Annotated in this window: 15 protein-coding genes; 5 read left to right on the forward strand and 10 right to left on the reverse strand. The window is 69.3% G+C overall.

Annotation, left to right across the window (positions count from 1 at the left end):
• Nucleotides 1–101 precede the first annotated feature (101 nt).
• The 4 genes from ABZ807_RS16660 to metK all read right to left on the reverse strand — a co-directional run bounded on the left by ABZ807_RS16660 (nt 102) and on the right by metK (nt 6,088).
• Complete coding sequence (locus ABZ807_RS16660) at nt 102–2,297, reverse strand: MMPL family transporter (protein WP_357157915.1); 2,196 nt, start codon at nt 2,295–2,297, stop codon at nt 102–104.
• Between the two features lie 77 nt (nt 2,298–2,374).
• Nucleotides 2,375–3,400 (reverse strand): carbohydrate kinase family protein, encoded by a 1,026-nt coding sequence (locus tag ABZ807_RS16665; protein WP_357157917.1) that lies wholly within the window; start codon nt 3,398–3,400, stop codon nt 2,375–2,377.
• 12 nt (nt 3,401–3,412) lie between these two features.
• Nucleotides 3,413–4,888 (reverse strand): adenosylhomocysteinase, encoded by a 1,476-nt coding sequence (gene ahcY, locus ABZ807_RS16670; RefSeq protein ID WP_357157919.1) that lies wholly within the window; start codon nt 4,886–4,888, stop codon nt 3,413–3,415.
• Between the two features lie 9 nt (nt 4,889–4,897).
• Nucleotides 4,898–6,088 (reverse strand): methionine adenosyltransferase, encoded by a 1,191-nt coding sequence (gene metK / locus ABZ807_RS16675; RefSeq protein WP_357157921.1) that lies wholly within the window; start codon nt 6,086–6,088, stop codon nt 4,898–4,900.
• 146 nt (nt 6,089–6,234) lie between these two features.
• Here metK and ABZ807_RS16680 point away from each other — a divergent pair, with 146 nt between their 5' ends.
• Nucleotides 6,235–7,746, forward strand: a complete 1,512-nt coding sequence (locus ABZ807_RS16680; protein WP_357157923.1) for an FAD-dependent monooxygenase — start codon at nt 6,235–6,237, stop codon at nt 7,744–7,746.
• Entirely contained in the window at nt 7,739–8,974 is a 1,236-nt protein-coding gene (locus tag ABZ807_RS16685) for an FAD-dependent monooxygenase (protein ID WP_357157925.1), read from the forward strand. Before ABZ807_RS16680 ends, ABZ807_RS16685 begins: the two co-directional genes overlap by 8 nt.
• A gap of 106 nt (nt 8,975–9,080) precedes the next feature.
• Here the strand turns inward: ABZ807_RS16685 and ABZ807_RS16690 are convergent, their stop codons facing one another.
• The 4 genes from ABZ807_RS16690 to ABZ807_RS16705 form a co-directional block, all read right to left on the reverse strand.
• A complete protein-coding gene (locus tag ABZ807_RS16690; protein WP_357157928.1) occupies nt 9,081–10,427 on the reverse strand; it encodes an acetyl-CoA carboxylase biotin carboxylase subunit in 1,347 nt (448 codons plus the stop codon).
• A 12-nt stretch (nt 10,428–10,439) separates the two neighbouring features.
• Nucleotides 10,440–10,808 (reverse strand): biotin/lipoyl-containing protein, encoded by a 369-nt coding sequence (locus ABZ807_RS16695; protein ID WP_357157931.1) that lies wholly within the window; start codon nt 10,806–10,808, stop codon nt 10,440–10,442.
• 183 nt (nt 10,809–10,991) lie between these two features.
• Complete coding sequence (locus ABZ807_RS16700) at nt 10,992–12,668, reverse strand: acetyl-CoA carboxylase carboxyltransferase subunit alpha (RefSeq protein WP_357157934.1); 1,677 nt, start codon at nt 12,666–12,668, stop codon at nt 10,992–10,994.
• Between the two features lie 10 nt (nt 12,669–12,678).
• A complete protein-coding gene (locus ABZ807_RS16705; protein WP_357099705.1) occupies nt 12,679–12,936 on the reverse strand; it encodes an acyl carrier protein in 258 nt (85 codons plus the stop codon).
• Between the two features lie 303 nt (nt 12,937–13,239).
• Between ABZ807_RS16705 and ABZ807_RS16710 the strand changes: the two genes are divergently transcribed.
• Entirely contained in the window at nt 13,240–14,289 is a 1,050-nt protein-coding gene (locus ABZ807_RS16710) for a Gfo/Idh/MocA family oxidoreductase (RefSeq protein ID WP_357157937.1), read from the forward strand.
• A gap of 73 nt (nt 14,290–14,362) precedes the next feature.
• Nucleotides 14,363–16,243, forward strand: a complete 1,881-nt coding sequence (locus tag ABZ807_RS16715) for a KedN5 family methylcobalamin-dependent radical SAM C-methyltransferase (protein WP_357157940.1) — start codon at nt 14,363–14,365, stop codon at nt 16,241–16,243.
• 134 nt (nt 16,244–16,377) lie between these two features.
• On the opposite strand, the gene ABZ807_RS16720 is transcribed toward ABZ807_RS16715, so the two are convergent.
• Both ABZ807_RS16720 and ABZ807_RS16725 read right to left on the reverse strand, forming a co-directional pair.
• Nucleotides 16,378–18,330 (reverse strand): AMP-binding protein, encoded by a 1,953-nt coding sequence (locus ABZ807_RS16720; protein ID WP_357157943.1) that lies wholly within the window; start codon nt 18,328–18,330, stop codon nt 16,378–16,380.
• A 9-nt stretch (nt 18,331–18,339) separates the two neighbouring features.
• On the reverse strand, nt 18,340–18,792 hold the full coding sequence (locus tag ABZ807_RS16725) for a nuclear transport factor 2 family protein (protein ID WP_357157946.1): 453 nt from the start codon (nt 18,790–18,792) through the stop codon (nt 18,340–18,342).
• A 216-nt stretch (nt 18,793–19,008) separates the two neighbouring features.
• Here ABZ807_RS16725 and ABZ807_RS16730 point away from each other — a divergent pair, with 216 nt between their 5' ends.
• Complete coding sequence (locus ABZ807_RS16730; protein WP_357157949.1) at nt 19,009–19,797, forward strand: SDR family NAD(P)-dependent oxidoreductase; 789 nt, start codon at nt 19,009–19,011, stop codon at nt 19,795–19,797.
• Nucleotides 19,798–19,815: the final 18 nt, after the last annotated feature.

Consider the following 19,815-nt stretch of genomic DNA (forward strand, 5'->3'; position numbering starts at 1 on the left):
CGAGGACGCACAGCTCGTCAGCGCGCTGGCGCCGAACTCGGTCGAGCCGATCGGCTCGGGCGGGGCTCAGCGTGCGTACGAGTTCGGGCCGCTGCCAGCCCCTACTTGGCGGTGGTCTGCAGATTCGACGGTGCCGAGGTCCGGTAGTCGTCAGGCGGGTCGATCGACGCGTGCGGCAGGATCCGGTCGAGCCAGCCGGGCAGCCACCAGTTGGACCGTCCCAGGAGATGCATCACCGCGGGCACCAGGAACGTGCGCAGGATGAACGCGTCCAGCGCGACCGCGACCGCGAGCCCGATGCCGAACTCGGAGAAGGTCCGCTCGTCGCCGAGACCGGTGGAGCCGAACACCAGGATCATGATGGTCGCGGCGGCGGTGATGATCCGCCCGGTTTCGGCCTGCCCCACCTGGACGGCCCGGCCGTTGTCCCGCGTGTTGACCCACTCCTCGTGGATCCGGCTCACGAGGAACACCTGGTAGTCCATCGAGAGTCCGAAGAGGACGGCCAGCATCAGCGCCGGCAGGTAGGACTCGATCGGCCCCTCTCTGCCGATGGTGATGAGGTTGATGTCCCAACCCCACTGGAAGACCGCGATCACCACACCGAACGAGGCTCCGGCGGCGAGCAGGTTCATCGCGGCGGCGGTGAGCGGCACGACGATGCTGCGGAACGCGATGAGCAGCAGCAGACAGCCGAGCCCCACAATGACCGTGATGAACAGCGGCAGCTTGTCGGCGAACACCTCCGCGAAGTCGTCGAAAATCGCGGTCAGGCCGCCGACGTGGACGGTTACCCCGGTGCCCTGGGTGACCGACGGGATCACGTCGTCCCGGAGCCTGGCGATCGTCTTGGTGGTCGCCTCGTCCTGCGGTGCGGTGGTCGGGATCGCCTGCAGGATGGCCGTCGTGCCGGCTTCGTTGGGAATCGGCACGCTGACCGCGGCGATGCCCGGGGTCGCCTTGACCCGGTCGGCGAGCGTCTGCAGGGTGGCGTCACCACCGCCACCCGGCGGCAGTTGGGCGACCAGCAGCAGCGGACCGTTGAAGCCGGGCCCGAAGCCCTGCGCGAGCAGGTCGTAGGAGCGGCGGGCCGTCGTCTCCTCGGGGAGATTGCCTTGATCAGCGGCGCCGAGCCGGAGCGAGAAGAACGGGATGATGAGTACCGCCATGACGGCCAGCGAGAACAGAGCCAGGAGAGCGGGGCGGCGACGCACGAAGCCGGAGAACCGCGTCCAGTAGCGGCCCCCGTTGTCGACCTTCGGGCCCAACTCGGCGAGCCGCTTGCGCTCCCGCCGGCTGAGCACCCGGGTGCCGATGACGCCGAGCATCGCAGGCAGCAGGGTGAAGGACGCCGCCACGGTGAACGCGACGGTGACCGCCGCGCCGACCGCCATGCCACTGATGAACGCGATGTCAAGGACGAAGAGGCCGAGCAGGGCCACGACGACGGTCCCGCCGGCGAACAGGACCGCGCGGCCCGAGCTGTTCAGCGCGTTGCCGATCGACTCATCGGGGGTACGTCCGGCCTTGATGCCGTTGCGGTGCCGCGTCACGATGAACAACGCGTAGTCGACGCCGACACCGAGCCCAATGAGAGCGGCGAGGGTGGGCGCCGTGGTGCCGATCGTCATGGCGTGGCTGAGCACTCCGACGGTGAAGAGTGCGGCGCCGAGCGCGACGATCGCGGTGAGCAGCGGCAGGAACATCGAGGCGAGCGAGCCGAATGCGAGGAAGAGTACGACGGCTGCGGCGATGAGCCCGACATACAGCTCGGCCCCGAAGGACGGCCCCTGCTCGCTCGCCTGGATGGCGATGCCGCCCAGCTCCACTTGGAGGCCGTCGGTGCGGGCGTCCTCGCCGATCTCGATGATGTCGGTGAAGACCTTGGTGGGCAGCTGGTTCGCCTGGTCATCGAAGTTGACCAGCGCGTATGCCGTCTTCTTGTCGCCGCTGATCTGCGTGCCGCCGAGCTCGCCGTACGGGCTCATCACGCCGGAGACGTGCGCCGAGTCGTCGATACGTTGGAGCGTCGACGTCATGCGGTCACGTACGGCCTGATCCTCGACCGAGCCGTTGGTGCTGTGCCATACCACGGTGATCGTGTCACCGGATGTCGCCGGGAAGGAGTGCTGCAGCAGGTCCAGCGCCTTGGTCGACTCGGTCCCAGGCAGGGAGAAGGTGTCGTTGTACGCACTTCCGACGGCGCTGTTGGACACGCCGAGACCGCCGAGAACCGCGACCCAGATCAGGATCACGACGTACCTGTGCCGTAAGCACCAGCGCCCGAGCGTCGCCATGACTGACTCCTCCTACACCGTAGAAATCTCTACGAAGTAGAGTAGTTCTACGATGTAGGAAGTCAAGCGACACCGGCCTACTCGTGTCGACCACCGACCAGATCCGGGGTCTGCCGTGGGGACGAGCCCGTCCACGCGTCGCGCACTCTGATCGCGTCGGCGTCGCCGTAGGTCACGGCCAGTCGGGCGCAGAAGAGGTCCGGCTCCACCACGTACTCCTGGGCGCCGTCCGTCTCCAGGGTGTAAGCGGCGAGGAGGCAGCCGACCTGTGCGGCCTCCCGCAGTGACAGCCCCCAGGCCAGACCGGTGAAGAAACCGGCGCGGAAGGCGTCGCCGACCCCGGTCGGGTCGACCGGCTCGGACACCACAACGGCGGGGACCTGCCTCGGCGCGCAGCCCCGCTCGGTGATGTGCACTCCGCGCTCACCGAGCGTCGTCACCCTGACGTCGACCAGATCGGCCAGGGCCTCCTGCGACAGGCCGGTCTTCGACGCGAGAAGGTGCGCCTCGTATTCGTTGGTGAGCAGGTACTCGGCGCCGCGGATGCATTCCAGCACATCCTCACCGGGCATGATGGCCAACTGCTGGGACGGGTCGGCGGCGAACCGCCACCCCTCCCGACGGCAGGTCGCCGCGTGCCGCAGCATCGCCGCGGGATCGTCAGTGCCGATCACGACCAGATCCGGGCGGCCGGTACGGCGGGCGACGGCCGCGAGATCGATGGAGGCGGCCTCCCGCATCGCACCCGGGTAGAAGGAGGCGATCTGGCACATGACCTCGTCGGTGGTGCAGACGAACCGGGCGGTGTGCGCGGAGCTGCTCACCTGGACGTGGTCGCAGTCGACGCCGTGCCGCTCCAGCCACGCGCGGTATTCGGCGAAGTCGAGTCCCACCGCGCCGACGACGACGGGGCGCCGTCCGAGCTGCCCCATCCCGTAGGCGATGTTGGCAGCCACACCGCCCCGCCGTACGACGAGGTCGTCCACGAGGAACGACAGCGAGACGGTCGCCAACTTGTCGGCGACGATCTGGTCGGCGAACCTGCCGGGAAAGCGCATGAGATGGTCGGTGGCTATGGAGCCTGTGATCGCCACGATCTGCATTCCGATCACCGCCTAATACCGGTAGTGGTCTGCCTTGTACGGGCCTTCGACGGGGATGCCGAGGTAGTCGGCCTGCTTTCTGGTCAGCTCGGTGAGCCTGACGCCGAGGGCGTCGAGGTGCAGGCGGGCGACCCTCTCGTCGAGGTGCTTGGGCAGGGTGTGGACGCCGGTCGAGTACTGCTCGCGCTTGGTGAACAGTTCGATCTGCGCGATGACCTGGTTGGCAAAGCTGTTGGACATGACGAACGACGGGTGTCCGGTGGCGTTGCCGAGGTTGAGCAGCCGGCCCTCGGACAGCACGATGATCGAGTGGCCGTCGTCGAACTTCCACTCGTCGACCTGCGGCTTGATGGTGATCCGGGTGACGTCGGAGCGTCTGGCCAGGCCAGCCATGTCGATCTCGTTGTCGAAGTGGCCGATGTTACCGACGATGGCCTGGTGTTTCATTCGCGCCATGTGCTCGGCGGTGATCACATCCAGGCAGCCGGTCGCGGTGACGAAGATGTCCGCGGTCGCGACGACGTCGTCGATGGTGGCGACCTGGTAGCCGTCCATTGCCGCCTGCAAGGCGCAGATCGGGTCGACCTCGGTCACGATGACCCGGGCGCCCTGGCCTCGCAACGACTCCGCGCAGCCCTTGCCCACGTCGCCGTAGCCGAACACGACCGCGACCTTCCCACCAATCAGTACGTCGGTGGCCCGGTTGAGGCCATCGACGAGGGAGTGCCGGCAGCCGTACCGGTTGTCGAACTTCGACTTCGTCACCGAGTCGTTGACATTGATCGCCGGGAACAGCAGTGTCTTGGCCCGCTGCATCTCGTACAGCCGGTGCACCCCCGTGGTGGTCTCCTCGGTCACGCCCCTGATTCCGGCCGCGACCCGGGTCCAGCGACCGTTGTCCTCCCGCAACGACCGTTTCAGCACGCCGAGGATGACCGCGTACTCCTCCGAGTCGGCGGCGTCCGGTGCGGGGACCACGCCGGCGTGCTCGAACTCGGCGCCCTTGTGCACCAGCAGCGTGGCGTCACCGCCGTCGTCGAGGATCATGTTCGGGCCGCACCCGGCCGGCCACCGCAGCGCCTGCTCGGTGCACCACCAGTACTCCTCCAGCGTCTCGTCCTTCCAGGCGTACACCGGAATCCCGGACGGCCGCTCCGGCGTGCCGTCCGGGCCGACGGCGACCGCGGCGGCCGCGTGGTCCTGGGTGGAGAAGATGTTGCAACTGGCCCAGCGCACTCGTGCACCCAGCGCGGTCAGGGTCTCGATCAGCACCGCGGTCTGGATCGTCATGTGCAGCGAACCCGTGATCCGCGCGCCACGCAGCGGCTGCGCGGCGGCGAACTCACGGCGGATCGCCATCAGGCCGGGCATCTCGTGCTCGGCGAGCTCGATTTCCTTACGCCCGAAGGCCGCCAGGGAAAGGTCGGCCACCTTGAAGTCGCGGTTCGTATCAGGCGAGACCGTTTCGGGCAGTGCGATGGTCGTCATGAGTGCCTCTCAGAGTGCGATGGACTTGAGCTCGGCGATCCGGTCCGTCCGCTCCCAGGCGAAGTCGGGCAGCTCCCGACCGAAGTGACCGTAGGCGGCGGTCTGCCGGTACACCGGCTTGAGCAGGTCCAGATCCCGGATGATCGCCGCCGGACGCAGGTCGAAGACCTCGTCGATCGCCTGCTCGATCCGCTCCACCGGGACGACCTCCGTGCCGAAGGTCTCCACGGACAGGCTCACCGGGTGCGCCTTGCCGATCGCATACGCCACCTGCGCCTCGCAGCGCTCGGCCAGCCCGGCGGCCACCACGTTCTTGGCCACCCAACGCATCGCGTACGCCGCGGAGCGGTCCACCTTCGACGGATCCTTGCCCGAGAAGGCCCCACCGCCGTGCCGGGCGTACCCGCCGTAGGTGTCGACGATGATCTTCCGCCCGGTCAAGCCGGCATCACCCATCGGACCACCGATCTCGAATCGCCCGGTCGGATTCACCAGCAGTCGGTATCCCTCGGCGTCCAACCCCAGACCCTCGAGCTCTGGCGTGATCACGTGCTTGCGCACGTCCGGGGTCAACAGCGACTCCAACGAGATGCCCGGCGCGTGCTGGCTCGACACCACCACGGTGTGCAATCGAACCGGGCGCAGCCCGTCGTACTCGATCGTCACCTGCGTCTTTCCGTCCGGCCGCAGGTACGGGATCGTGTGGTCCTTGCGCACCGCGGCCAACCGACGGGCCAACCGGTGCGCCAGTGCGATCGGCAAGGGCATCAGCTCGGGCGTCTCGCTGCACGCGAACCCGAACATCATGCCCTGGTCCCCGGCGCCCTGGAGATCCAGATCATCCGTGCCGGAACCCTCCCGCACCTCGATCGCCGCGTCCACACCCTGGGCGATGTCCGGCGACTGCGACCCGATGGAGACGCTGACCCCGCACGACGCACCGTCGAACCCCTTCTTCGACGAGTCGTAGCCAATCTCCAGGATCGTGTCCCGCACGATCTGCGGGACGTCCGCGTACGCGCACGTCGAGACCTCACCGGCCACGTGCACCTGGCCGGTCGTGACAAGCGTCTCGACCGCCACGCGACTGCGTGGATCCGCGCCGATGAGCGCGTCGAGAATGGCGTCGGAGATCTGGTCCCCGATCTTGTCGGGATGTCCCTCGGTCACTGATTCCGAGGTGAAGAGTCGAAACGCCATGGGTGATCCTTCCGTGGATGCTGGCCGAGACGCTAGCGCCGTGTTTTCGAGGGCGGTTTGAGCCGGCGACTCGACCACACCACGACGTGTCCTTGAGACCTGCGAGCCAGGCTCGGCCGGACGTGTCACCAGGGAAAGAGGTTGCGATGGCGGTCGATGTCGTGGTCGTTGGTGGAGGACCTGTCGGCCTGCTGCTCGCGGCGGAGCTGCGCCTCGCCGGGGTGGGCGCGGTGGTGCTGGAGAAGCGACCGGACATCAACCCGCACTCGCGCGCCTTCCGGTTGCAGCCGCGCACACTGGAGATCCTGGACGCACGCGGGCTGCTCGACCGGTTCCGCAAGGACAACTTGATGTGGCCGAGCGCCCACTTCGCCGGGATCAAGCCGTTGCTCAACCTGGCCGGCCTGGAAAGTGAGCACCCGTACTCGTTGCTGATCCCGCAGGCCCGCACCGAGCGGCTGATCGAGGCCCACGCCCGGGAACTCGGCGCCGAGATCCGTCGCGGCCACGAGGTCGTCGACCTGCGCCAGGACGACGACACGGTCACCGTCCAGGTGCGGGAGGGCGACACCGAGTACGAGTTGCGGGCGGACTTCCTGGTCGGGTGTGACGGCGGTGGCAGCACCGTCCGGAAGCTTGCGGGCATCGAGTTCCCGGGCACCGGCGGATCCGTGGCCGCGCTCCTCGGCGACGTGACGATCGTGGAGCCGGAAAAGCTGCCCTCCGGCGTCCCCGGCACCATGCGTACGGCGAACGGCCTGCTGATGGCGGTCGCCCTCGAGGCACCGACGACACGCGTGCTGACGACCGAATTCGGCCGCGAGCACGCGGACCGGACCGCCCCGGTCACGCTCGACGAGCTGCGCGAGAGCATCCTGCGGGTTACCGGCCAGGAGGTGCGGCTGCGCGACCCGCAGTGGCTGTCCCGGTTCACCGACGCGACCCGTCTCGCGGAGAAGTACCGCAGCGGCCGAATCCTCCTCGCCGGTGATGCCGCGCACGTGCACTTCCCGATCGGCGCGCAGGGACTGAACCTCGGCCTCCAGGACGCCATGAACCTTGGCTGGAAGCTTGCCGCGGAGGTCAACGGCTGGGCACCGAAGGGACTGCTCGACACCTACGCCCGGGAACGCCAGCCGGTCGCGCGGGCGGTGCTGCGCGAGACGCAGGCCCAGCTCGCGCTCATGAATCCCGACGAGCGCATCAACCCCCTCCGTGAGCTGTTCGGGCAACTGCTCGCGCTCGACGCGGTCAACCTGTTCCTCTCCAGACTCGTCAGCGGCACGGACGTCCGGTACGCCTTCGACCCCGCCGACGAGGCGGATCCATTGGTCGGCGGGTACGCCCCCGCCATCGCCATCCGAACGGCGGACGGGCGGGGCCGGGTCGCCGAGCTGCTCCGCTCGGGTCGGGGTGTGCTGCTGGTCCTGGGCGACCTGCTGGAGGCCTCCGCGCTCCAGGGGGGTTGGGCGCGGCGGGTCGAGGTTGTCACCGCCGATCCGGTGGACAAGCCGGAGGTGAAGGCGTTGCTGCTGCGCCCCGACGGGCACGTGGTCTGGGCGGCGCCGCTGGACGCCGTGCAGGAGGAGACCCGTACCGGGCTGCGTCAGGCGCTGACGACCTGGTTCGGCGCGCCGGACGAGGACGGCCGTGGCTGACGTCGAGACCGACTTCTGCGTGGTCGGCGCCGGCCCGGCCGGCCTGGTGCTCGCGCTCCTGCTGGTGCGCTCCGGCGCCCGGGTCACGCTCGTCGAGCGCTCGCGCAGCTTCGAGCGCGAGTACCGGGGCGAGATCCTGCAACCGGGTGCGCTGAGCCTGCTCGACGAGCTCGGTGTGCTCGACGCCGCTCGGGCGCGAGGTGCCCACGAGCATCACCGGTTCCGGCTGGAGGACGGCGATCGGGTCCTGCTCGACAGCGACTATCGGGCACTACCCGCGCCGTACAACTACCTGCTGAGCATCCCGCAGCGGCACGTGCTGGAGGAACTGCTCGGTCAGTGCCGCCGCTTCGACGAGTTCACCTACGTCGACGGCAACCGGGTCACCGCCCTGCTGCGCGACGGCAGCCGTACCACCGGCGTGATCACCGACCGCGAACTCGTCGTCAACGCCCACTGTGTCATCGGTGCCGACGGCCGGTACTCGAAGGTGCGTCGCCTCGCGGGGATCGAAGACGGCCGGCTGGACGTCTTCGAGCGCGACGTGCTGTGGCTCAAGGTTCCCGTGCCCGGCGAGGCGCCGCGCGACGTGCGCATCTTCCGTGCCGGCGGGGAGCCGGTGCTCAGCTACGTCTCCGTCCCCGACTCCATCCAACTCGGCTGGACGCTCCCGCACGGTCGCTACAACGAGGTGGTCGGGGAAGGGCTGGACGGCCTCAAGGAGCGCATCGGCGCCGCGGTCCCGCCGTACGCCGAGCTGATCCGTGAGCACGTCACCAGCCTCAGGGATCTCAGCCTGCTCGACGTGTTCTCGGGGCGCGCCGCAACGTGGGTGCGCGACGGGCTCGTGCTCATCGGCGACGCCGCGCACACCCACAGCCCCATCGGTGCGCAGGGCATCATGCTGGCCATCCAGGACGCCGTGGTGCTGCACCCGATCCTCGTGGATTCGTGGCAGGCAGGTGACCCGAGTTCGGCGCGGCTCGGGGCGTTCCTGGCCCGGCAGCGGGACATCGACCGGGTCATGCGGTTCCAGGTCGCGCAGAGCAAGGTAATGCTGTCCACCACCGGCATGGCGGCGCGGGTCCGGCCGAAGATGGCCTCGCTCGTGTCGCGGACCCCGCTCTACGGCAAGATCCTGCGTCAGATTGCCTACAACAACGCCGGCATCCGCATTGCGACCGAGGCGTTCACCACGCCCGGCCGGCAGAATTCCCCACGTGGCTGAGTAACCTCCGGAATCCCTCGTGATCCACGGCGCTCTCGGCGCCGGGACCGGTTCCGCCACGGCGTCCCTGCGCCGTGGCGGAACATCCAGGTGGAAGGCGCGATGGTCAGCCGGGCTGGGTCATGCCCTCGACGAGTGCAGTGCTGTGCAGACCCTGCCGGAAGGCCGGCTCGTCGAGGACCCGCCGCAAGAAGGCGGACGTAGTGCTGACCCCGGCGACCCGGAATTCTTCGAGCGCGGCGCGCATCCGGTCGATCGCCTCGTCGCGGTCTGGCGCCCAGACGACGACCTTCGCCAGCAAAGAGTCGTAGGACGACGAGATCGTCAGGCCGGGGAAGCCGTGGGTGTCGACGCGGACGAACGGGCCACCGGGCGGCCGGAACTCGGTCAGGAGCCCGGGCGTGGGCACGAAGCCCCGCTCCGGGTCCTCGGCGTTGACCCGGCACTCGATCGCCGCGCCGCGCGGCACGATGTCCTCCTGCTTGAAGCCGAGCGGGTACCCGGCTGCGACCCGGATCTGCTCGCGGACCAGGTCGACGCCGGTGGCCATCTCGGTCACCGGGTGCTCGACCTGGATCCGGCAGTTGACCTCCAGGAAGTAGAAGCCTCCGCGGTCGTCGACGAGGAACTCGAACGTGCAGCACCCGACGTACCCGACGCTCAGCGCACCGTGCAGGGCGAGTCGCTTCATCTCGTCCAGCAGGTGGGCGGGCAGGTGCGGAGCGGGCGTCTCCTCGATGAGTTTCTGGTGCCGGCGCTGCACGCTGCAGTCCCGCTCACCCAGGTGCACCCCTCTGCCCTCGCCGTCGCACAGGACCTGTACCTCCACGTGGCGGGCGAAGGGCAGGTACCGCTCCAGGAACACCTGGCTGTTGCCGAAGAACGCCTGCGCGTCCGACCTGCCGCGCTGGTACGCGCCGGGAAGCTCGTCCGCGGTCGTGGCCACGTGCATCCCGCGCCCACCGCCACCACCGACGGCCTTGATGATCACCGGATATCCGATCTCCCGCGCGGTCTCCTGTGCCTCAGCGAGGCTTTCCACCGGGTCCACGGTGCCGGGCAGCAACGGCAGCCCCGCCTCCGCCATCGCGGCCCGCGCCAGAGCCTTGTCGCCGAGTCGGCGCAGGACCGGCGCGGGTGGACCGATGAACGTCAGGCCCGAGGTGGTGCAGACCTCGGCGAAGTCCACGTCCTCGGAGAGGAATCCGTATCCCGGGTGGATCGCGTCGGCCCCGGTCCGTCGGGCGGCGCCGATGATCGCCGGGATGCTGAGGTAGCTGCGCTTCGCCGGCGGCGGCCCGATCCGGACGGCCTCGTCGGTGACGCCGAGCACGGCCGCGTCGGCGTCCTCGCTGGAATACACGGCGACGGTGCGAATGCCGAGACCACGGCAGGTGCGGGCGATCCGCAGCGCGATCTCGCCCCGGTTGGCGATGAGGACCTTGGCAAACATTCCGACCCCGCGTCACGCCGCGTCGAGCGGGACGATGGCGAGGAGTGGCTCGCCGAACTCCACGATGGTTCCGTCCACCGCGATCACCTCCACGATGTGCGCCGCGCGGTCCGCCTCGACCGGGATCATGAGTTTCATCGCCTCCAAAATGCCGATCTGCTGGCCGACCTCGACAATGTCGCCCTCCTCGACGAACGGCTTGGCGTCCGGACCCGGCGCGCGGTAGAACGCGCCCACCATCGGCGCGCGCAGGTATTCGACGCCGTCAGCGCCGCTCGTGCCCGCCGTCGCCGCCGTGTCGGGCGACATCGATGTCGGCGGGTCGACCTGGATCGTTGTGAGGCTCGCGGTCGCGGCCGCCCACTCCAGCTCGACGGTCATCCCGTCGGCCCGGAGCAGCAGCCTGCTCGGCGGCACGGGCGTGGCCGTCGCCAGCCGTACCGCGTGCTGGCAGAGCTCCTGGAATGCCGGACGGTTGCCATCTTCGGTTCGCTCTTCCTGCCCCACCTGCTGTCCTCGCCTTCACACTTGTGACCGGGCGCCGATCGCGTGCGTGCCCACCCTTCACGCGGGTGGCAGGGTGCCGAAGCTCCGGAAGCGGAGCCTCCGCTCTGCGATGAGCTGGCGGGCGTCGAGCCCGGAAAGCTCGTCCAACGTGCTCTTGACCGCGTGGCCCAGCCGCTCGGCGGCCAGCGCGGGGTCGGCCTGGGCGCCGCCCTCCGGCTCGGGGATGACCCCGTCGATGATCCCGAGCGCCAGGAGGTGCCGCGTCTCGAGGCGCAGCGCCTCGGCCGCGCGGGGAGCCTGCGCCGCGTCCTTCCACAGGATCGCGGCGCACCCCTCGGGGCTGATGACCGAATAGACGGCGTTGGAGAAGGCGAGCACCCGGTTCGCGACCGCGATCGCGAGCGCGCCGCCGCTGCCACCCTCGCCGGTCACGACCGCGACCACCGGCACCGGGAGCCTGGTCATGATCCGGAGGCTGTCCGCGATCGCCACGGCCTGCCCCTGCTCCTCGGCCTCCGGGCCCGGATAGGCGCCGGGTGTGTCGACCAGCGTCAGCAACGGCAGCCGGAGCTTGGCCGCCAGGCGCATCAAGCGGGCGGCCTTGCGGTATCCGGCCGGCGTGGCCATGCCGAAGTTGCACGCGGCCAGCTCGGTGGCTGTGTGCCCCTTCTGGTTACCGATGACGACGAGCGGGACGTCGTCCAGCCGGCCCAGCCCCCCGACGACGGACGTGCAGTCGCTGGCGAGCCGGTCGCCATGCAGCTCCTCGAAGTCCTCGAGCATCGCATGGATGTAGTCGAGCGTGGTCGGCCGGTGCGGATCCCGCGCCTGTTGCACGGTCTCCCACGGGCTACCCGCCGCCAACTCCCCGCCGTCGTGGACCAGCGGCGCGGTCCGGGCTCCGGAGGGGCGCTCGGCGCGGTCACGCACCCCGAACGACAGGATCCGCGCGAGCGTGGCCGGCAACGCGGCGCGTGGGCACACCATGTCGACCATGCCGTGATCGAGCAGGAACTCCGCGGTCTGCAGGCCAGTGGGCAGCACGTGCCCGATGGTCTGCTCGATCACCCGGGGTCCGGCGAAGCCGAGGCGCGCGCCGGGCTCGATGACGATGACGTCACACAGGGTCGCGTACGACGCGGCTACCCCGCCGAACGTGGGATCGGTGATCAGCGAGACCGTGAGGATCCCGGCTTCGTCCAGCTCCGCCAATGCCTGGCTGGTCTTCGCCATCTGCATCAGGGCCAGCGCGCCCTCCTGCATCCGCGCGCCACCCGACGCGGTCACGAGAAGGAGCGGGATCCGCCGGTCCAGCGCGTGCTCGGCGGCCCGAGTGACGAGCTCACCGACGGCCGTGCCCAGGCTTCCGCCCATGAAGTCGAAGTCCATGACCGCGGCGACCAACGGACTGCCGCCGATGGTGCCGCGCACGCACAGCACCGCCTCGGCGAGACCCGTCTTGCGCTGTGCCGAACGGATCCGCTCCGGATACGGGCGCGTGTCGACGAACCCCAGCGGGTCGCCGGGGTCGACCTGGAAGTCGAGCGGTGTGGCGGAGCCGGCGTCGAAGAGCTGCCGGACCCGCTCCCGGGCGGTCAGCCGCTCGTGCCGCCCGCACTCCGGGCAGACGCTCCGGTTGCGTTGCAGGCGTTTGCGGTAGACGAGACTGCGGCAGTGCGCGCACAGCTGCCACTCGGCCGCCCCGACGGCCGCATCACCCACAACGGCGGTCATCAGTGCCCGCTCAGGCCTTCGCGGCGAGCTGGTCGTTGATGAAGTCGAGGAGCCGTCGCGGCGTGGTGGCGCTCGCCATCCCGTCCTCCGGCAGCTCGACCGCGAACTCCTGTGAGGTGCGGCTGGTCGTCTCCAGCAGCGCCAGCGAGTCGTAGCCCAGATCGTCGAACGACGTGTCGAGGATGTCCCCGTCAAGGTTCAGCGCGTCGCTCTCCCCGGCGCACTGGCGCATGATCCGCCTGAGGTCCTCTATCGTGAACTGCCGCATGTGGTCCCTCCCACGTCTGGTGACATGCTGCGGAAGTGGTGGCGCAGGATGCCACCGCGCCGCCAGGACCCAGATCGTCGGCCGATGCCGTCGAGACACGCTCAAGGCTCGTTGGCGGTGCGGGTGGGCCCGCACCGACGGACGTCCCGACAACTGCTCGACGTCGTCTCGAACGGTGTCCGCGACGTTGGATGCCTCGTAAGCCTCGCGCACACCGTGGAGGGATCCGTGCGGACCGACCATGACATTGCGGCCATCGATGCCGGTCCGGGCGCAACTGCGACGCGCCCTGGGACGACCGGGGTGACGAGCCTTCGCGGGAGGGTCCGACTCGGTGTGCTGGGCTGCGCCGGGATCGCCTGGCGGCGAACGCTCCCGGCCGTCGAGGACGAGCCGAGCCTCGATCTCGTGGCCGTCGCGAGCCGGGACGCCGACAAGGCGCACCGGTTCGGCGCACGGTTCGGGTGCGAGCCGGTCGAGGGGTACCAGCGGCTGCTCGATCGAGCCGACATCGACGCTGTCTACGTGCCCCTTCCGGCGGCGCTGCACTCGCCGTGGGCACATGCCGCGCTCCGGGCCGGCAAGCACGTCCTCGTCGAGAAGCCGTTGACGCCCGATCCCGCGGAGACGGCGGAGCTGCTCACCGCGGCCCGGAAGGCGGGACGGGTGCTGATTGAGAACTACATGTTCCCCTTCCATACCCAGCACGCGGCGATCCGGCAGCTCATCGCCGAGGGCGCGGTGGGCGAGCCCCGCTCGTTCCTCAGCGCGTTCACCATCCCGCAGCGGCCGGAAGGGGACATCCGCCTCCAGGCCGCGCTCGGTGGCGGTGCGCTGCTCGACGTTGGCGGCTACCCGATCCGCGCGGCCGAGCTCATTCTCGGACCGCGGCTGCGCGTCGTCGGTGCGACCCTGCGGCGGCAGCCCGACCTGGGTGTCGACATCGCCGGCGCCGCGCTGCTCGTCACCGATGACGACGTCGTCGCGCACCTCACGTTCGGGATGGACTACGCGTACCGCGCATCCTATGAGCTGTGGGGAACCGCCGGCCGGCTCGTGCTCGAGCACGCGTTCGCACCGCCGGCCGACCACCGGCCCGTCGTGCGGATCCACCGCCAGGACGGCGTGGAGGAGCTCGTCCTGCCCGCGGACGACCAGTACCGCCGCGCGATGCGCGCCTTCGCGTCCGCCGTGCTGAACGGCGACAGCGGTCACGGCGAGGGTGACGGCGACGGCACCGACCTGTCGGCGACCCGGCGCACGGAGCGGGAGGGGGCTGCGCTGCACCACGCGGAGCTCATGCGGCAGATCGCCCGGGCCGCAGAGGTCCAGCCACCTTCCACCGGCCCTTGAGCGCGCTTGGTGAGTATCGAGGCCCGTCCGGCCAGGAGCGTCCATACGGACGCCCATCAGGAGCGTGAGTCGAGTGCTTACCGTCGATATCGTTCAACAAGGTGCCTGGGACATGCCGTTGGACTCCATGCCCCTCGCCGCGGGCTACCTCAAAGCGTCACTCGACGCTGACGTGGACATCGGTGGCGAGGTGGACGTACGAATCCGCAACTTCCGTGGTGGCGTCGGCCTCCCGGACATGGCGCGGGAGCTGTTCGGCGAGCGGGTGCCCAATGTGATCGCTTTCTCGGTCCTGGGCTGGAACTACCGTAACTTCGCCACCTTGGCCGAGACGTTCAAGCAGTTCAACCCACACGGTCTCGTCGTCTTCGGCGGCAACCACGTCGCCAACCAGGGCGAGCGGGTGTTCCGCGAGTATCCCCAGGTCGATGTGGTGGTCAACGGTGAGGGTGAGTTCACTTTCCGCGACCTCGTCGAATACCGGCTGAGCAATCCGCGTGAGCTGAACCCCGTGACGATCGGCGGCATCTCGTTCCGCACGGAGGACGGCGCCGTCCACACCACACCCGACCGGGAACGCATCGACAATCTGGATATCGTGCCGTCGCCGTTCCTCACCGGCACCCTCCCGATGCTCGACGCCGCCGGCAACTTCCGCTACGACGTCGCGCTGATGGAGACCAACCGCGGTTGCCCGTACAAGTGCTCGTTCTGCTACTGGGGCGGCGCGGTCGGCCAGCGGATGCGGTCCTTTTCCCGGGAACGGATCGCGGAGGAGCTCGACTACTTCGCCTTCCACGGGGCGCCGACCATCGTGTTGTGCGACTCCAACTTTGGGCTCCTGGAGTCCGACGAGGAGTTCACCGAGGACCTGATCAAGACCCGGGAACGGTTCGGGTACCCGCGCGCGTTGGAGACGAGCTGGGCAAAGAACAAGTCGACCCGCTTCCACCGCATCGTGCGCGAACTCAAGGCGCACGGGTTCAAGAGCTCCTTCACCCTGGCCCTGCAGACGCTCTCTGACGAGGCGCTCGGCGACATGCAACGCAAGAACATGAAGGTCAACAAGTGGGAGGAGCTGGTTGACTGGCTCCGCGAGGAGGACCTCGACTGCTACGCCGAGCTGATCTGGGGTGCCCCCGGAGAGACCGTCGAGTCGTTCTTCGAGGGCTATGACCAGCTCGCGGCCAAGGTGTCGCGGATCGCGATCTATCCGATGCTGTTGCTGCCAAACACGTCCTATGTGGAGAGCCGGGAGCTGCACGGCTTCGTGACGATCCGCGGCGAGGACGACGACTTTGAGTACGTACTGGCCAACCGCAGCTCCACGCTGGCCGAAAACCTGGATATGCAGCGGTTCATGTTCTGGGCGCGCATCATGGGGGAGAACCAGTTTCTCCGCTGCATCTGGGACCCGGCCCGGCAGCTCGCTGGCATGACCCAGTCGGAGGTCATCAAGAGCATGATGGCCGCGGCCGCCGCGTCGAGCGACCCGATCGTGAGCGAGTTCCACGACATGGCGCCGGTCATCGCGGAGTCGCCGGTCATCGCGGCCGGACTCCGCCGCCTGTGTTCGCAGCCGGTGTTGCAGGAGTTCGTCCGGTCGTGGTGGCGCGAGGTGGTGGTGCCCCGGTTCCCCGCCGCCTGGCAGGCGTTCGCGGTCGACCTCTACGAGTACGAGCACTGGTCGCGCCCCGTCTACGACCAGCCGGGTGGCGAGCTGTCGGCGGGCTGGAGCGTCGTGGAGACCGTCAGCGGGCCCGCGTTCGCCAGCGCGCCCGTCGAGTTCGGCTACCCGGTCAAGGAGATGCTGGCCAACTGGGAGACGGTGCGGACGGCGGAGCCGGTCAGCAAACCCACCACCTACGTGTTCGAGGCGATTCCGGGCTACCACGACCACCTCGACAACCACGAGACCGCGGCGCACTACATCGCGCAGGCGCGCCTGGTGTAGTCGACGTGACAGGGGCCGGCCGCGAGCGTGGCCGGCCCCTGTCGCATGCGGTCACCGTCGGTCAGCTACTCGAGGCATGCCGACGGGGCAAGGGGGCGGGGGCGCCGCCCCTCCCCCTTGTCCCGTCCGCGGGGCTATTTCGCCACGGCGACGTCGTAGCTCTTGAGGATGGTGAAGGGCGCCGGGTCGGCGGTGGTGACCTTCATGAGCTGCTGGACGAAGCCCTTGAACTCGTCACTGCCCATCGCCTGCCGGTGTCCGCTCGGGTCGTCCCACTCGGAGATCTCGACGTAGATCTTCGGTTCCTTCGCCGAGTGGTAGAGGCGGTGGGTACGGAATCCGGGCTGCTTGATCATGAAGTTGGTGAGGTTTTCGAGCACGGCCTCGAACTCGTCCGTGTCGCCGGTGACCGTGAACCGGTTGATGAGTGTGAACACGCGAACTCCTCCTGGTCGGTGAGACACCATTGGGTCGGTTGTTGCCATCTGGGAGAGCACCCGGGACCGGAGGTCCCGGCGCTGCACCTTGCCGGTCGGGGAACGTTGGATCTCGCCCACGAACTCGACCGCGCGGAGATGCTGGTAGTAGGGCAGCCGTTCGGCGACGAACGCGATCAGTTCCTGCCGGTCGACGGCGGAACGCTTCGGGAGCACAACGCCGAGGGCGACCGCTCCGCTGTGCGGGTCCGGCACGTCGACGACCACGCAGTCGGCGACCGCCGGGTGGGTACGCAGGACGTCTTCGATCTCGGTGGGCGAGACCAGCCAGTTGTCACACTTGAAGACGTCCTTGATCCGGTCGACGAGGAACAGGTAACCGTCGGTGTCGACGTAGCCGACGTCGCCGGTGGAGAACCATTCATCGGGGTCGAGGCAGCGGCTGTTCCCGCCGTCCAGATAGCCGAGCATGAGCTGCGGGCCGCGCACCTGGATCTCGCCCTTGGCGCCGACCGGCAGCACGGCCCGGGTCTCCACGTCTACGACGCGGCATTCCGTGCCGGCCACCGGCGTGCCGCACGAACGCAGCCGCGGGCGGTCCAGGCTGTCGCAGTGGGTCAGGGGCGAGGTCTCCTGCAGCCCGTAGCCCTGCACTACCGGCACGCCGAAGTGTGCGGCGAGCGCGTTCGTCGCCAGTGCTGGCAGTCCCGATCCGCCGGACAGCACGGCCTCCAGGGTCGGTACGCCATGCCCTGGGAGCCGGGGGTCGACAGCCAGCTGCGACAGGCGCATCGGGAGGCTGTAGTAGTGGGTCGCGCCGAACTCGGCGGCGGCGTCGACCGAGCCGACGAGGTCGTCGTCCGGCCAGAGCACCAGCGTCGCGCCGGCGGCGATCGGCGTGGTGAGGTGCATGAGGTGGAAGGTCGGCAGGTGGTCGAAGAGCACCGACGTCGACGTCACCCGGTGGGCGTGCGCGGTCTGCGCCGCGTTGACGCTCAGGTTCCGGTGGCTCAGCCGCACCCCCTTGGGTAGGCCCGTCGTGCCGCTGGTGAACTGCAACACCGCGAGCGCGTCTGGATCGGCGGGCGGTGCCGCGGGCGGCGGGGCGCTCGACGCGGCGCCGACCAGTTCCTCCAGGTCGGTCAGTCCGGACAACTCGTCCGTGACGTCGGAGGGTCGACGCGTCAGGAGGATGGTGTCGAGCTCCGGGATCCGGTCGCGGACCCGCTCGATCCGCTCGGCCATCACCGGAGTGGCGATGACCGCACGCGCGCCGGCAAGCCGCAGCACGTGGGCCAGCGCCTCCTCCCGTAGCAGCGGGTTGACCAGCGCGGCCACGCCGCCGGCGCGCACGATGCCGAAGAAGGCCGTGGGAAACACCGGATCCAGGGCCAACGCCAGTGCGACCACGCCGCCGGGGCCACCGACAACCGGGTGCAGGGCCGACGCGCAGGCGGTCACCCGCTCGTCGAGGTCGCGGTAGGTGAGGTCGCCGGCCGGGGACCGCACCGCGAGCCGGGACGGCGTCCGTTCGGCCGCCCGCCGGAGCAGGTCGTCGACGCGCGGTCCGCCGATCAGGTCACCCAGGACGTCGAGACCCGGACCGGTGGCGACGCTGTCGGCCGGCGTCGGGGCTGATGGCGTGGTCATCCCGGGGCCTCAGCCCTTGGGAAGATCGTCACGGAAGACCCGGCGGTCCTGGACCAGCAGCTGTCCGTCCTTCCGGACGAGCACATCGTCGCAGGTGCAGCTCAGACGGACCTCAGCCTGGCCGCCCAGCTTCGTGCTGAGGATGAGCGCGTAGGAACGTACGACGATCGCGCCGTCCGCGCGTGGCGCCACCTCGAGCATGCCGAGCCAGTGCCGGCGTTGGATACCCTCCGCGGCGAGCTGGCTTGCAGCCTGTCGGGCACCGGCCTCGATGGCCGCGCGTCCGCGTGCCGGCTCGGGATGGGCGTTCGCAGCGAACACCCCGTCCTCAGTGAACGTCGCGGCCCACGCCTCCACCTCGGCCTCGTCGAGGAGGCGCATCTGGCGTCCGTAGAAATGCTGCACCTCGATGTAGAGCTCGGTGCCCTCGGTGTTTGCGACCAATTGATCCGTAGGCGACATGGTCTCTTTCTCCCGCCGTCGTGGAACAGACCGACGTGAGGGTGGCACCAGCGCCTCGAGCGTCGCTGGAGCGCGACCGCATCCCGGTACCGACGGCGTGCGCCGAAGCCGGCCGGCGACCTCCTCGAACGCTCCAGCGGCGTTCGGTCGAAACTCGAGCCGTGCCCGACAGGCTCACAGCCGACCGAGCGAACGCGCCGGCTGAAGGGAATCCTGATGAGCACTGTGCACCCTGCCCCTGTCGCGCTTGTCACCGGTGGTACCAGCGGTATCGGGCTCGCCGTGGTGAAACGGCTGGCCGCACGGAAGATGCCGGTCTTCATCTGCGCCCGGACCGCCGAGAACGTCGCCTCGACCGTGAAGAGTCTGCGTGAGCAGGGTCTCGACGTCGACGGAGTCGAGGGCGACGTGCGCTCCCGGGAGTCGGTCCACCGCGTGGTCCGCGCGGCGGTGGACCGGTTCGGACCGATCACCGTCCTGGTCAACAACGCCGGCCGCAGCGGCGGTGGCGTCACCGCCAGCATCACCGACGACCTGTGGTACGACGTCATCGACACGAACCTCAACGGTGTCTTCCTGATGACCCGCGAGGTGCTCACCACGGGTGGACTCGCCGGGGTCTCCGGGGGACGGATCATCAACATCGCCTCGACCGGCGGCAAGCAGGGGGTTCCGCTCGGCTCGCCGTACTCGGCGTCGAAGGCGGGCGTCATCGGCTTCACGAAGGCGCTGGCGAAGGAGCTGGCACGCACGGGCGTGACGGTCAACGCCGTCTGCCCCGGCTACGTCGAGACACCGATGGCACAGCGCGTCCGTCAGGGCTACGCCGCCGCCCTGAGCGTGACCGAGGACGAGGTGCTCGAGCAGTTCCAGGACAAGATTCCGCTCGGCCGGTACGCCACCCCGGAGGAGGTCGCCGGGCTCGTGGACTACCTGGCCACCGACACCGCGGCGTCCATCACCGCGCAGGCGTTGAACGTCTGCGGCGGGCTGAGCAGCTACTGAACCGACCTCGTTTCGCCC

The organism is Micromonospora sp. NPDC047548 (assembly GCF_040642975.1).
In the GTDB taxonomy this organism is placed as follows: Bacteria; Actinomycetota; Actinomycetes; order Mycobacteriales; family Micromonosporaceae; genus Micromonospora.